Below are 13288 nucleotides of genomic sequence, written 5' to 3'. Positions count from 1 at the left end.
AGCTAGAAGCAAAGGCTTACGCGCTTTGTTCTTCTTTTTCAGCAACAGCTTTAACTGCAAGCGCGAAGTTGCGGATTGGAGCTTGAAGCACGCTAAGCAGCATGGACAGCAAACCATCGCGGGATGGAAGCTCAGCCAGTGCTTTCAGTTGGTCAGCGTCGATAACGCGACCTTCTACAACGCCGCCTTTAAGTTTCAGAGCGTCGTTCTTCTTAGCGAAGTCGTTCAAAATTTTGGCTGCTACTACCGCATCAGTTTCACTGAAAGCGATCGCTGTAGGACCAGTCAGGACAGCGTCCAGATCAGTCAACTCAGCCGCTGCAGTTGCACGGCGAAGCAATGTGTTCTTCAGGACTTGAAAATCAACGCCAGCTTCACGAAGCTGCTTACGCAGTTCAGTCACTTGCGAAACGTTCAATCCGCGGTAGTCCGCAACAACAGTAGAGATACTGTTCTGCAGTTTGCCAGTTACAACATCAACCGCATCCTGTTTAGCTTGGATTACTTTTGCATTTGCCAATTGTATACACCTCCTGAAAATTTATGTGACGGCGATTCTTCCGGAGAATCCGCGCCGTTCCTACGCAGGCATTAGAAAAGCCTCCGCAGATTCACGAAGGCTTGATAAAACGGAAAGCAGTCAGGCGAACCTGTTACTTTTTGTTTCTATCACAACACCTCGGTAGGAAATTAAGCCCTACGGCACCTACTGTCTACGGTAAGCATATTCGAATTCAAGATTGATCACCTTAATGTTCACAACTGTTATAGATTATCAAAGATGACTCAAAGAGTCAACCCTTAATTATCTGAAAGCAGCTGCGTTCACGCGAGCGCTAGGTCCCATTGTGGACGAAATAGCGATGCCTTTAAGGTATACACCTTTAGCAGCAGCCGGTTTCGCACGATTCAGAGCGTCGATGAGGGATTTAAGGTTCTCGTTCAGTTGTTCAGCGTTGAAAGACACTTTGCCGATTGGCGCGTGAATTTGACCCGCTTTGTCAAGACGATATTCGATTTTACCGGCTTTAATTTCTTGAACAGCCTTGGTAACGTCGAAAGTAACTGTACCTGCTTTAGGGTTAGGCATGAGGCCTTTACCACCGAGCAGACGACCCAGTTTACCGACTTCACTCATCATATCAGGTGTAGCAACGCAGACGTCGAATTCAAACCAGCCCTGTTGAATTTTGTTGATCATATCAGCATCACCAACAAAATCCGCGCCAGCAGCTTCCGCTTCTTTCGCTTTTTCACCTTTTGCAAATACAAGCACGCGTTGAGTTTTGCCTGTGCCGTGAGGCAGGACAACAACACCACGAACAGCTTGGTCTTGTTTACGCGGGTCTACACCCAGACGAACTGCTGCTTCAACGGTTTCGTCGAATTTAGCAGTTGCTGCCTTTTTCACAAGCTCTACAGCTTCTGAAGGCTCGTAAGTTGCTTCGCTGTTGATCAGCTTAGCAGATTCTTGGTATTTCTTACCATGTTTAGCCATGAAAATGTTCCTCCTTTGTGGTGTTAGCGGAAATTCCTCCCACATATTGCGGTCATGAATGACCGGTTCATCGAATACATATTAGTCTTCGATTGTGATACCCATACTGCGGGCAGTACCTTCAACCATACGCATTGCAGCTTCGATAGATGCAGCGTTCAGATCGGGCATTTTTGTTTCAGCAATTTCACGAACCGCTGCGCGGCCGAGTTTTGCTACTTTCTTCTTGTTTGGTTCACCGGATCCTTTTTCTACTTTTGCAGCGATGCGAAGCAGAACAGCAGCCGGAGGAGTTTTAGTGATGAAGGTAAAGGAACGGTCTTCAAATACTGTAATTTCAACCGGGATGATCAGGCCAGCCTGGTCGGCAGTACGAGCGTTGAATTCCTTACAGAATGCCATGATGTTGACACCTGCTTGACCTAACGCCGGACCTACTGGAGGCGCTGGATTCGCTTTCCCTGCAGGAATCTGCAGTTTCACCATTTTAATAACTTTTTTAGCCATGAGTGACACCTCCTTGCGTAAATAGTGGTATTCGAATGCTAAACAGCATTCTCCCACAAGAAACCCTTGCGCTTGTTATATCTTCTCCACTTGAGTGAAATCCAACTCGAGCGGGGTTTCCCGTCCAAACATGTTGACATGTACCTTGATCTTGCTTTTGTCTGCCAAAATCTCTTCCACGGAGCCCACAAAATTCGCAAACGGACCGACCATAATACGTACGGATTCCTTAATTTCGAAATCAATCTTCGCTTTAGGTTCAACCATGCCCATATGCTTCAGAATTTGTTCAACCTCTTCAGGGAGCAGAGCGGTAGGCTTGGACCCCGAACCAGTTGAACCGACAAATCCGGTAACGCCCGGCGTATTGCGGACTACATACCAGGAATCATCAGTCTGAACCATTTCGACCAAAACGTAACCAGGGTAAACTTTGCGCATGACAGTTTTTTTCTTGCCATCCTTGTTTACCAGTTCTTCTTCCATAGGAACAAGAACGCGGAATATTTTGTCTTCCATGCCCATGGACTCAACGCGTTTTTCCAAATTGGCCTTGACCTTATTCTCATACCCGGAATAGGTATGAACGACATACCATCTTTTTTCCATATCAAGCCACCTGGGACCTCTCTAAATAATCGCTTCAATCACAGCGGAAATACCGATGTCCAGAACCCAGAAGTAAAGAGCGATAACTACAATTGTACCGAGAACGATCAATGTATAGTTTTTCAGTTCCTTACGGCTAGGCCAGCGAACCTTTTTGAGTTCACTCCAGCTCTCAGTGAAAAAGGAAAACAAAGACTTGAAACTACGTTTCACGCCGACTACACCTCCAAAGACTATCTGGTTTCGCGATGAGGAGTTTGCTCGTTACAAAACTTGCAAAATTTCTTCATCTCCAAGCGGTCGGGGTGATTTCGCTTGTTTTTGGTTGTTGCATAGTTTCTTTGTTTGCAACTTGTACAAGCTAAAGTGATAATTACCCGCATGATATGCACCTCCCGAAGACGTACTTCTAACCGTTAAATTAGAAGACGCAAATATTGATTCAAAAAAAAGCCGCGAATTTAGGCCTACCTAAAACACTTTAGCATAATATCATTGCCCGTGTCAACGAAAGAATTCCCCCATCGCACTGGGTTTTTCCGGGTGGTGTAGCCTGGTGCCGTACATAATCTTTGGTCTTGAGTATTCCTTTGCCACTCGCTGTCTTCACTACCATTATGGATCATTCCGCCATGGTATAAACCTGCAGCCTACTGTTGTCTGAACAAATTACACCCATCACGCCGAAATCTTGCGGGACACTAAAAAAAGACTCGAGTCCCGAGCCTTTCTAGTTCATTATATCATTAATTGTCACGCACTTCCAGATATCTTTCTAACTTACGCTTCACTCGCTGCAGAGCATTGTCAATAGACTTCACATGCCGCTTCAAGTCCTCAGCAATTTCCTGATAGGACCGTCCATCCAGATAGAGCATCAGAACCTTGCGTTCCAGATCACTAAGGATCTCCGCCATCTTATCTTCCAGTCCGATGAACTCCTCCTGGTTGATAATCAGTTCTTCAGGATCAAGCACCTGCGTTCCGCAAATCACATCCATCAGTGTCCGGTCGGAATCCTCATCATAGATGGGTTTGTCGAGCGAGACATATGAGTTCAGCGGAATATGCTTCTGGCGGGTCGCCGTCTTAATGGCAGTTATAATCTGTCGGGTGATGCACAGCTCGGCAAACGCCTTGAACGAGGAAAGCTTGTCCCCCTTGAAGTCACGAATTGCCTTATATAAGCCAATCATGCCTTCCTGTACAATATCTTCACGATCTGCCCCGATCAAAAAATAGGAACGAGCCTTGGCACGTACGAAATTACGGTACTTGTTGATTAAATGTTCCAATGCGCCACTGTCGCCACCACGGAAGATCTCGACAATTTCTTCATCACTTATGAAATCATACTCGGATAGCATTAATTCCTTGAGGTCGACACTCACCAAGAATCCCCCCGGCTGCAACGCAAGACACATCGTTACTTCGCGAAATATAGGATCAGTATATATTATGTTACCTTACAACGTCAACCGAAGATTGTCCAAAAACAATCTTCTATAACATATTATGGCATTTCTTAATTACTGCCTGCGCCAGTCTTCAAGACGTTTCCGCGTTTCCGGAGGCAGCTTGTCTTCCAGGGAGTGACGGGTGCTGCTTACACTTCCCGGTTCAATAGCCTTTTTAACCTGTTTATGATTCTCTTCAATCTCCAGTCTCAGTTCTCTTGCCGAGATCCGGAGCGCCCCTTGCGCAAAAACAACATGCTGCTCCACAAAATCGCTGGTCGCCACAGAAATCTGTCTGCGGCGGTGAGTGAATTCTCCCACCAGCCGCTCAATGCACTCATCTGCCGTTTCCTTTTCCTTAGTGAAGAAGACCTGGACTTTCCCCTGTACAAACGACCGTCCAAGTCCCGGCACACGGTATGCATCGAATACGGCTATGACGCGCAGCCCGGAGAATGCCTGATAATCGGCCAGCATATCGAGCAGCCGGTCGCGTGCCCCCTGCATGCCGGTCTGCGACAGCGCCGCAAGTTCCGGCCAGCCTCCGATCATGTTGTATCCGTCCACGAGCAGTATATCGCGCCAGTCTGCCATAGTTATCCCTGTTCTTGCCGGCGGCGGAGCACCTCGTACATAATTACACCGGCTGCCACGGAAGCATTAAGAGAGTTGATTCTTCCCGCCATCGGCAGCTTCAGCAGCACGTCGCATTTCTCACGGATCAGGCGGCCCATTCCTTTATTCTCATTGCCGATAACCACCGCTACCGGTCCGTTAAAAATATCAGATCCGAAGAGATTCTGATCTGTATCCACATCGGTTCCAACCACCCACACCCCAAGTTCTTTCAGGCGGTCTATTGTCTGGCCCAGATTGGTTACGCGTGCAACAGGCACATATTCCACTGCACCGGCAGAGGTTTTGGATACTGTTGCTGTAATCTGCGCCGAACGCCGTTTCGGTACAATGACACCATGCACACCGGTGCAGTCGGCAGTACGCAAGATAGATCCCAGGTTATGAGGGTCCTCAATTTCATCCAGCAAAAGAAGAAAAGGCGGTTCCCCTTTGGCTTCAGCAACCGCAAGAATATCAGCAACCTCGGTGTAGGCAAACGGTGCCGCCTGCGCAACCACCCCTTGATGCTGAACTCCCGGTGCGAGCTGATCCAGCTTCCGCTTATCTACATGCTGAATTACAATTCCTGCTTTGCGGGCTTCAGCGACGATAGGTGCCGTTAAGTGCTTTTGTGCGGTTTCGGCGATCCATATTTTGTTCAGTGTCCGGCCGGCACGAAGCGCTTCAAGGACTGAATGCTTGCCCGCCAGTATTTCCTCTTCCGTTCTCAATTCTTCCATGTTCATGTCTCCTGTTCTAAGTACCCATATATAACTATAAACTCCGCGGCCTGTTTAAACTCACTTGGTCCGGTTCAACATGTATTCGATGCTGCTGTGAACAAGCTCCTGGATTCTCGCCTGCTGTCCTGTATAATACAAATGCCCGATCAGGCATTCAAAAGCAGTCGCGTGGCGGTATTCCAGCACATCTGCATTTTTGGGAATCGTGCCGGACTTGGCATTGCGCCCTCGTCTTACCACATCCTTCTCTTCCTCTGTGAGCACCGGCTCAAGGTAGGCAAGAATCGTGCTCTGGGCTTTGGCCGAGACCAGTCCCGTTGCCGAGCGGTGCAGATGATTCGGACGCAGATTGGGCAGCGAAATCAGATACTGCCGCACAGCCACTTCATAAATGGCATCTCCTGCATACGCCAGAACAATCGGCGAGAGCAAACGGGCCGGCTTGGACGGTTCGTACGGGAACCATGCGCTGTTCAGATCAAACTGCCCGCTCATTTACGCCGCCACCGCATTCCCTGTGGAGTGTCTTCCAGCAGGATGCCCAGAGCATTCAGCTCATCGCGGATTTCATCGGACCGGCTCCAGTTCTTATTCTTGCGCGCTTCAGCGCGTTCAGCAATGAGACGCTCAACCTCTTCACTGGCGACCTCTTCATCCGCCTCCGGAGTAAGGCGCAGTACTGAATTCATCTCGGAAAAAGCCTTCAGCAGTGCTGCAAAGTCTGCGGAATGAGCGTCATTATCAGCAAGCGTCAAATTGGCCAGGCTTACCCAGTCAAACAGAGCGGTAATCGCATCCGGCGTATTGAAATCATCCTGCATTCTGGCGTGGAAATTGCCAACAATAGCTGCCAGGCGTTCCACGATCTGTGGACTTGCCGCTCCCTCTGCCCCGTCCGTATCCAGTTCAAGGCGATGCTTCACATTACCTGCTGCCGTAGTGATGCGCTCCACGCTTTTTTCAGCAGACAGCAGTGCTTCCTCCGAGAAGTTCAGCTGATTGCGGTAATGGCTTGAAAGCATGAAATAACGGATAGTCCCCGCTTTGAAGCGTGCACGAATATCCTTCACAAGCAGACCATTTCCAAGTGATTTCGACATTTTCTCATCACCAATGTTCAAAAATGCGTTGTGCATCCAATACTTCGACAGCGGCTCACCCGTCAGCACTTCTGTTTGCGCGCATTCGCACTCATGGTGCGGGAACTTCAAATCCTCACCGCCGCCATGGATGTCGATCGTTGTACCCAAATATTCGCGGACCATTGCCGAGCACTCGATATGCCAGCCCGGACGCCCCTCTCCCCATGGACTGGACCAGTGTACCTCACCCGGCTTGGCTGCCTTCCAGAGCACAAAATCCTCCTGGTTCTCCTTGCGCGAATCCACCTCAACACGGATACCAAAGCGCAGCTCCTCCAGATTCTGGCCTGAGAGCTTGCCATAATTGGCAAACTTGCCGGTCCGGTAGTACACATCTCCGCCGTTCTCGTAAGCATATCCCTTCTCCTCAAGCTCCTTAATGAACTCAATGATCTTGTCCATGCTCTCTGTAACGCGCGGATTCATTGTTGCCGGCTTTACACCAAGTCCGGCCAGGTCTTCCTGATAGGCGGAGATGAACATTTCCGCGACCTCAGCTACAGTAATGTTCATCTCTTCCGCTTTGCGGATCATTTTATCATCCACATCGGTAAAGTTCGTCAGATAGCGGACTTCATTGCCGAGGGCCTCCAGGTAGTTGCGGACCATGTCAAAAACGATAACCGGTCTGGCATTCCCGATATGCATATAGCCGTAAACGGTTGGACCGCATACATACATTTTTACTTTGCCAGGTTCCTGCGGTACGAATTCTTCCTTGCTCCGTGTCATTGTGTTATAAATCTGTACAGCCATTCTGTTCCCAATCCTTTCTGTTCCCCCTGGATTCTCTTGAATCTCCATATGGTTATATTTCATAATCGCCGATATACTGCTGGCTCTCCAGCCGCCGCTGTTCCTTCTTCTGCTTGTCTTCGGAGCCCATCTGCTCGCGCAGCTCTTCGATTTCCTTCTGCAGGAAACGCAGGGAATCAATCAGCGGATCCGGCATCTGGGTATGATCCAGCCGGTCGGACACGCGTTCCCCGTTGCGCTTAACCACGCGCCCGGGATTTCCTACAACGGTGCTGTTGCTGGGCACTTCGCGCAGAACCACTGAATTGGAGCCGATATTGCAATTATCGCCGATTCTAAACGATCCCAGTACTTTGGCACCGGAGCCGATGACAACATTATTGCCGACGGTAGGATGGCGTTTGCCCTTTTCTTTCCCTGTCCCTCCAAGTGTGACCCCCTGATAGATAATGACATCGTCACCAATCTCACAGGTTTCACCAATGACTATACCCATTCCATGGTCGATGAACAACCGGCTGCCGACAACCGCACCCGGATGAATCTCCACTCCGGTCATAAATCTGCTCATCTGCGATACGATGCGTGCCAGTGTAAACCAGCGGCGTTTATAAAAAGAGTGGGCAATCCGGTGTGCCCATATAGCATGAAGCCCGGCGTAGGTGAAGACAACCTCGAACTTGCTGCGGGCAGCGGGATCGTTGTCGAATACTGCCCGAATGTCCGACTTGATATGCTTAAACATCACGGTTCCCCTCTTCTTTGACTTCCCCACCTCCTGTTTACAGGTGCGCAAAGGAAGATAGTGTCTTCAGCCCACTTGCTCTATTCATCTGTATGCTGTGAGCATTCAATCGGTATCCTTATATTTCAACAAAAAACGCCCCTGCAGCATAATGCTGCAGAGACGTTTAACCGTGGTCCCACTCTGCTTGAACATACGCACAATCAGACTGCCGTTATCTTCGCGGCAGGTGCATGCGGTGTTCCTCTTGGCGTCTGTAACGGCAACGTCCCCGGCACAGTCTACTGTCCCCTGACAGACAGGGACGCTCAACCGTGCAGCTCACAGGTGCATGTTCAGCGGCAGACAAATGAATAACTCCCAGCCTGCAAGGGAAATCTCCCTCAGCGGTTATTCTCTCTGGCAATTGCCCGTATACGCGTACTTTTCCTGATCACAGCTATTATTAGTTATTATATTCTTCTATCTTAGCGAAAAGCCGCAGGGCTGACAAGGGGTTCTACCCTCATATCCCCCGGTTTATGCGCCTTTGATCTGCGATTTCAGACGTTCGATGACCCGTTCCCGGCCAAGCAGCGCGATGGTCGCATTCAAATCACGGCCATGCATCTGACCGGTCAGAGCGACACGAATCGGCATAAACAGCGCTTTACCTTTGTGTCCGGTTTCTTTCTGGACTTCTTTGATCAGCACAGCCATATTGGCAGCGCCGAAATCCTCGGCAGCTTCCACTTTAGCGAGAAAAGCGGAGAGCACTTCAGGAACCTGGGCTTCGGCAAGTACTTGTGCCGCTTCCGTCTCCAGTTCCAGATGGCTGCGGAAGAAGAGCTCGGAGAGCCCCACAATATCCGAAGCGGAGTTCATCTGTTCCTGATACAGCGCAACCAGGCTTTCCGCCCATATCTGCTGCTCATCACTCAGAACCTCCGGCAGACGTCCCGCCTTCTGCAGATGGGGAATAGCAAGTGCCGCGATCCGCTTAGGATCGGCATGCTTGATATAATGATTATTGAGATGTGCCAGCTTGTTCGTATCGAATACAGCCGGGCTCTTCGACAGACGGTCGGCAGTGAAGATCGAGATCAGCTGTTCCTTGCTGAAGATCTCCTCCTCACCCTCCGGCGACCAGCCGAGTAATGTGATGAAGTTGAAGAGCGCTTCCGGCAGATAGCCAAGCTGGTCATACTGCTCGATAAACTGAATGATCGATTCATTCCGTTTGCTCAGCTTCTTGTGGTCATCGCCGACAATCAGTGTCATGTGGCCGAACAGCGGCGCTTCCCAGCCAAGAGCTTCATAGATCATGAGCTGACGCGGCGTGTTGGAGATATGGTCTTCCCCGCGCAGCACATGGGAGATGGCCATCAAATGATCATCTACAGCTACAGCGAAGTTATAGGTTGGAATACCATCCTTCTTCACAATGACGAAGTCGCCCATTTCTTTGGTGTTGAACGAAATGCTGCCTTTAACGATATCATTGAAGGTATAAGTACGGTCTTCCGGAACCAGGAAACGGATGCTGGCAATACGGCCTTCCGCCTCATAGGCAAGGCGCTGCTCCTCCGTCAGATTACGGTGTCTGCCCGAATAACGAGGGGTTTCGCCGCGTGCAGTCTGTTCTTCACGCTCTGCTTCCAGCTCCTCTTCTGTACAATAGCAGCGGTAAGCAAGGCCGCGGTCCAGCAGATCCTGCCAGTAGACACGGTACAGATCCAGACGTTCTGTCTGGCGGTAAGGGCCATATTCGCCGCCTACATCTACGCTCTCATCCCAATCCATTCCCAGCCATTTCAAATATTTCAACTGGCTTTCTTCGCCTTCTGCGATATTACGCTTAAGGTCTGTATCTTCGATCCGGATAATGAATTTGCCGCCCAGATTGCGGGCGAACAGGTAGTTAAACAACGCCGTTCTGGCATTTCCGATATGTAAATGTCCCGTAGGGCTCGGTGCGTAACGCACCCGGACTTGATCCGTCATGGTTTTCCCTCCGCTTCATATTGGTTAAAATTAGGCTATTGTTACTTCAGCCATCTCAAGATGATATCACATCTTGGAGCAGACAGACAATAGATTGTGCAGCAATTCCTTCTCCGCGTCCGGCGAAGCCGAGTTGCTCGGTAGTTGTCGCTTTTACATTGACCTTTGAGAGGTCCGCATCCAGTGCACGGGCAATAACCTCGGTCATTTGCGGAATATAAGGCGCCATTTTGGGTTTCTGGGCAATGATGGTCGAATCTATATTTCCCAGCCGGTATCCCCGGTCACGGGCAAGCGCCCATACATGCTCCAGCAGCTTCAAGCTGTCTGCATCCTTGAAGGCAGGATCGGTATCTGGAAAATGTCTGCCGATATCCCCCAGTCCAAGCGCCCCCAGTATAGCATCGCTTATTGCATGCAGCAGCACATCCGCGTCAGAGTGTCCCAGTAACCCCTTTTCATAGGGAATAGTCACTCCGCCAATGATACACGGCCTTCCTTCCACCAACTGATGCACGTCAAATCCTTGTCCTACAGCGATCATCTCTGTTCCTCTCCCCTGCTTCTTTCTGTGAATTCAGCGAAATCCAGGTCTTCCGGTGTCGTAATCTTAATATTCCTGTAGCTTCCTTCTACTACAGAAACGGTAATTCCGCTGCGTTCCGCCAGACTGGAGTCATCTGTACCGAGGAAGCCGTCACGCTCTGCCTCGTCGTAGGCTGACAACAGTTCGGACAAACGAAAAGTCTGCGGGGTCTGAATCGCCCACAGACTTCGCCGGTCCGGCGTAGACAGCACATTGCCTTCGCCATCCACCTGCTTGATCGTATCCTTAACCGGAACTGCAAGCACAGAGGCTCCGGCAGATCTGGCCCGTTCATAACAAGCTTCAATCTCACTGCCCTGTACGAAAGGCCGGACACCATCATGTACCATTACCCAGGTGGTCGTAAGTTCTCCCAATCCCCGGCGTACCGAGTGCTGGCGTTCAGCCCCTCCCGGAATAACAACAGACACTTTGTCCAGCTTGTAGGCCTGTACCCATTGCCGGCAGCGCTGCACATCCTCTTCACCGGTGACAAGCACGATTTCAGAGATGAGTTCATGCTTCTGGAATACCTCAAGGGTATGCACGATAATCGGTTTGCCCTGAAGCAGCAGATATTGTTTGCTCTCTGCCGTTCCCATTCGTGTCCCTCTGCCTGCCGCCACTATAACGGCGCCTACACTGTTTGACATTCTTTCGGCTCCTGTCTTTCACGTATATCCCCATCATAACGTGTTTGGACGGCATTTCCAAGCCTATAAGACCGCTCCAGGGGCTGACTTACCCTTATTGCGCTTTTTCCAGCAGCTTCGGTTTGGCAAAAATCATCCGGCCTGCGGAAGTCTGTAGCACACTGGTAACCAGAACCTCCATCGTACTGCCGATATAATCACGGCCGCCTTCCACGACAATCATGGTGCCGTCGTCAAGATAAGCCACGCCTTGTCCATGTTCTTTGCCGTCTTTGATCACCTGCACAATAATTTCCTCACCAGGCAGAACCACCGGCTTCACCGCGTTGGCCAGATCGTTAATGTTCAGCACCGATACGCCCTGGAGCTCGCAAACCTTGTTGAGATTGAAGTCATTGGTAACAACCTTGCCATGCAGCACCTTAGCCAGCTTGACCAGCTTGCTGTCCACTTCGGAAATCTCCTCGAAATCACCCTCGTAGATCAGCACTTTGACATCCAGTTCTTTCTGGATCTTGTTTAGGATATCAAGCCCTCTGCGTCCGCGGTTGCGCTTCAGCAGATCTGACGAATCCGCGATATGCTGAAGCTCCTCAAGAACAAACTCGGGAATAACGATGGTTCCTTCAATGAAACCCGTTTTGCAGATATCGGCAATCCGGCCATCGATAATAACGCTCGTATCAAGAATCTTATGCTCCTCAGGTCCCCGTCCCTCCGGTTCAGCAGAACGCCCCCAGCGTCCGGTAGTCCAAAGCGAAGCCAGCTCTTCCTTCTTCTCCAGCCCGATCCGCAGGCCCAAATAACCCAGAGCCAGGGTTGCTGCCACCTGCAGCAGCTCTCCGGCCTTGCCCAGCCAAGCCATGACTGGATACAGCAGCAGTGACAGCAGCAGACCTCCTGTAAGTCCTGCAGCGCCTGCAGCGAGTTCGCTCATCGGTATGCGCGAACAATACTGAACCGCCTCCTGCAGTTTTGTACTCGCCCAATCCGCGCATAACGTCCCCGCAATCAAAAAAATAATGGCACCCAGCACCGCAAACAAAATGCTTCCTTCCACAGGCAAGCTATCACCCAGTTTTCCCATGCCTTCCGGGAACCCTCTTTCTGCCGCATGATATAGCGAATAACCGGACCAGGCTCCACATAACCCGGCAAGCGTCAAAATAATCTTTTTCCACATAACCAGCACCTCCTTCTATTCATCCAAAAATCATCTATACCTCACCAGTATGTTCCAATTTTTAGGACGATAATCCGGGGGGCCGTTATTTTTTCTGAATCCATTAATTTCCTGGTCTGCAAAGCTTGCCGTAAACTTCTATTCCTTGTTGAAAACAGGGGAGGCCCTGGCATATAATGAACTCAATTACGAACCCAGGGGTGAATGGAAAATGAGCGCACCAAGTTTACAGGCTTTCCAGGATCAAGTTTCCGAACTGCTGCTCCGTCACCGCAGTCTTCTGGATGTAATGTCCAAGAACGGACAGAGCAGTGCATCCGTCAACCGAGCTGTCGTCAAATCCATTACTGAATGCGGCTGCATTCAGCTGCACGCAACCAAGCAGGTCTTCGAACCGGCTTTGGGACTTGAACAAGCCAAAGAGCTTGCCGGAACCCACCTTGAAGGTGAACTGTGTGAGAACTGCCGGGAAGTCATTGCCTCAGAACTGGGCCGCGAGCTGTTCTATATGTCTGCACTTTGCAATTTGCTCGATATTAATATGGACGAGGTTGTGTCAAAGGAATCGCAAAAATGCGCTACACTCGGATTATTTAACTTGTCCTAGCAGGGCAGCCCGCGCTCTCCTTCATCCGTTACAAATACAGAAAAGGCTGTGCCTTCTCCTGAGTCAGGGAGGGCACAGCCTTTTCTGTATAGATAAAAAAAGTAATAATTACGTAGTTAGGACTATCCGTTCTTGGAGTGATACACCTTATCTTCCGCATGTCTCTTCCTGCGGCGGCGTCCCTTTTCTGTATAGATAAAA

At 50.1% G+C, this 13288-nt stretch carries 17 protein-coding genes and 1 other annotated feature; of the genes, 1 reads left to right on the top strand and 16 read right to left on the bottom strand.

Going from position 1 to position 13288, the window contains the following annotated elements:
* Positions 1–16 precede the first annotated feature (16 nt).
* The 16 genes from rplJ to QW71_RS13240 all read right to left on the bottom strand — a co-directional run bounded on the left by rplJ (position 17) and on the right by QW71_RS13240 (position 12480).
* Positions 17–520 carry a 50S ribosomal protein L10 gene (gene rplJ / locus QW71_RS13310; RefSeq protein ID WP_039298586.1) on the bottom strand — a complete coding sequence of 168 codons (504 nt, stop codon included), beginning with the start codon at positions 518–520 and terminating at the stop codon, positions 17–19.
* A gap of 64 nt (positions 521–584) precedes the next feature.
* Positions 585–737, bottom strand: a sequence feature (ribosomal protein L10 leader region).
* Positions 738–805: 68 nt separating this feature from the next.
* On the bottom strand, positions 806–1498 hold the full coding sequence (rplA, locus tag QW71_RS13305; protein ID WP_039298583.1) for a 50S ribosomal protein L1: 693 nt from the start codon (positions 1496–1498) through the stop codon (positions 806–808).
* An 81-nt stretch (positions 1499–1579) separates the two neighbouring features.
* A complete protein-coding gene (gene rplK / locus QW71_RS13300) occupies positions 1580–2005 on the bottom strand; it encodes a 50S ribosomal protein L11 (RefSeq protein WP_020427083.1) in 426 nt (141 codons plus the stop codon).
* A 75-nt stretch (positions 2006–2080) separates the two neighbouring features.
* Complete coding sequence (nusG, locus tag QW71_RS13295; protein WP_020427084.1) at positions 2081–2614, bottom strand: transcription termination/antitermination protein NusG; 534 nt, start codon at positions 2612–2614, stop codon at positions 2081–2083.
* 21 nt (positions 2615–2635) lie between these two features.
* A complete protein-coding gene (secE, locus tag QW71_RS13290; protein WP_020427085.1) occupies positions 2636–2827 on the bottom strand; it encodes a preprotein translocase subunit SecE in 192 nt (63 codons plus the stop codon).
* Positions 2828–2847: 20 nt separating this feature from the next.
* Complete coding sequence (gene rpmG / locus QW71_RS38965; RefSeq protein WP_074086515.1) at positions 2848–2997, bottom strand: 50S ribosomal protein L33; 150 nt, start codon at positions 2995–2997, stop codon at positions 2848–2850.
* A gap of 363 nt (positions 2998–3360) precedes the next feature.
* A complete protein-coding gene (sigH, locus tag QW71_RS13285; protein ID WP_020427086.1) occupies positions 3361–4005 on the bottom strand; it encodes an RNA polymerase sporulation sigma factor SigH in 645 nt (214 codons plus the stop codon).
* A gap of 138 nt (positions 4006–4143) precedes the next feature.
* Positions 4144–4665, bottom strand: a complete 522-nt coding sequence (locus tag QW71_RS13280; RefSeq protein ID WP_039298569.1) for an NYN domain-containing protein — start codon at positions 4663–4665, stop codon at positions 4144–4146.
* A gap of 2 nt (positions 4666–4667) precedes the next feature.
* Positions 4668–5429, bottom strand: a complete 762-nt coding sequence (gene rlmB, locus QW71_RS13275) for a 23S rRNA (guanosine(2251)-2'-O)-methyltransferase RlmB (RefSeq protein WP_039298566.1) — start codon at positions 5427–5429, stop codon at positions 4668–4670.
* Between the two features lie 60 nt (positions 5430–5489).
* Positions 5490–5927 carry a Mini-ribonuclease 3 gene (locus QW71_RS13270; protein WP_039298565.1) on the bottom strand — a complete coding sequence of 146 codons (438 nt, stop codon included), beginning with the start codon at positions 5925–5927 and terminating at the stop codon, positions 5490–5492.
* Positions 5924–7330: a cysteine--tRNA ligase gene (cysS, locus tag QW71_RS13265; protein ID WP_039298723.1), complete on the bottom strand. Its 1407-nt coding sequence runs from the start codon at positions 7328–7330 to the stop codon at positions 5924–5926. The genes QW71_RS13270 and cysS overlap by 4 nt, the downstream gene beginning before the upstream one ends.
* Positions 7331–7382: 52 nt before the next feature.
* Positions 7383–8075, bottom strand: coding sequence for a serine O-acetyltransferase (gene cysE, locus QW71_RS13260; protein ID WP_039298562.1), 693 nt, complete (start codon positions 8073–8075; stop codon positions 7383–7385).
* A gap of 519 nt (positions 8076–8594) precedes the next feature.
* Positions 8595–10058: a glutamate--tRNA ligase gene (gltX, locus tag QW71_RS13255; protein WP_039298559.1), complete on the bottom strand. Its 1464-nt coding sequence runs from the start codon at positions 10056–10058 to the stop codon at positions 8595–8597.
* 55 nt (positions 10059–10113) lie between these two features.
* Positions 10114–10602 (bottom strand): 2-C-methyl-D-erythritol 2,4-cyclodiphosphate synthase, encoded by a 489-nt coding sequence (ispF, locus tag QW71_RS13250; RefSeq protein ID WP_039298556.1) that lies wholly within the window; start codon positions 10600–10602, stop codon positions 10114–10116.
* Positions 10599–11297, bottom strand: coding sequence for a 2-C-methyl-D-erythritol 4-phosphate cytidylyltransferase (gene ispD / locus QW71_RS13245; RefSeq protein WP_039298554.1), 699 nt, complete (start codon positions 11295–11297; stop codon positions 10599–10601). Before ispD ends, ispF begins: the two co-directional genes overlap by 4 nt.
* 94 nt (positions 11298–11391) lie before the next feature.
* Positions 11392–12480 carry a PIN/TRAM domain-containing protein gene (locus tag QW71_RS13240; protein WP_039298552.1) on the bottom strand — a complete coding sequence of 363 codons (1089 nt, stop codon included), beginning with the start codon at positions 12478–12480 and terminating at the stop codon, positions 11392–11394.
* Positions 12481–12691: 211 nt separating this feature from the next.
* On the opposite strand from QW71_RS13240, the gene QW71_RS13235 reads away from it, so the two are divergent.
* The gene (locus tag QW71_RS13235) at positions 12692–13087 is read left to right on the top strand and encodes a hypothetical protein (protein WP_039298549.1); all 396 of its coding nucleotides are present in this window, start codon (positions 12692–12694) and stop codon (positions 13085–13087) included.
* Positions 13088–13288: the final 201 nt, after the last annotated feature.

The sequence above is a fragment of the Paenibacillus sp. IHB B 3415 genome (assembly GCF_000802655.2).
Lineage (GTDB): Bacteria > Bacillota > Bacilli > Paenibacillales > Paenibacillaceae > Paenibacillus_AQ > Paenibacillus_AQ phytohabitans.
Note: the sequence above shows the minus strand (reverse complement) of the source record. Positions and strands in the feature narration are given on the sequence as shown.